Below are 792 nucleotides of genomic sequence, written 5' to 3'. Positions count from 1 at the left end.
GCTGGACCCGACCGTCGTAGGCCTCCACCTCACGCCGCAACGGCGGACGCGGACCCACCACACTCATCTCCCCACGCACAACATTGAGGAACTGCGGCAACTCGTCGATACTGAACCGCCGCAACACCTTCCCCACACGAGTAACACGCGGATCGTCCTTCAACTTGAACAACGGACCCGCACCCTCGTTCTGCGCCAACAAGGTGTCGACCAACCTGTCCGCGTCGGTGACCATCGACCGGAACTTCACCATCCCGAACGGCTCACCATCGAGACCGATCCGCTCGGCCCGGTAGAAGACCGGACCCCGATCCTCGAGCTTGATCAACAACGCAACCACCGCGAACACCGGCGCCAACACCACCAACGCCGCACTCGCGAACGCCAGATCGAAAATCCGCTTCCCCGACCGCTTCGCCCCGTGATAACTCGGCTTCTCCACATGGATCAGCGGCAGACCGGCCACCGGACGCATCTCGATCCGCGGACCCGCCACATCGACCACTCCCGTCGCGACCACCAGATCCGTCTCGAGCGGTTCGAGCTGCCAGACCAGATCGTGCAGACCCTCGCTGCCCAGAGTCTCCGTCGCGGTGACCACCACCGTGTCCGCCCCCGACAACTTCAATGCGTCGACCACCGAATGCTCGTCGCCGTAGACGGTGATCTCCCGGCCGTCGACATCGATCACCTCACCCGGCGCCCCCGAATAACGCGGCACGCACACCCCGACCACGCGGTAACCCTCCCCGTCCTTACGGGAGAAGGTGCGCGTCATATGCCGCACCGCCC

General features: G+C 64.6%; 1 protein-coding gene. It reads right to left on the bottom strand.

Annotated elements, in window-relative coordinates:
* A partial coding sequence (locus R1101_RS0124740; RefSeq protein ID WP_016935799.1) for a sugar transferase occupies window positions 1–792 on the bottom strand: 792 nt, incomplete at both ends.

Source organism: Rhodococcus sp. R1101, assembly GCF_000278445.1.
GTDB lineage: Bacteria > Actinomycetota > Actinomycetes > Mycobacteriales > Mycobacteriaceae > Rhodococcus > Rhodococcus gordoniae.
The sequence above is the reverse complement of the archived record's forward strand: the minus strand, read 5'-3'. Positions and strand labels throughout refer to the sequence as shown.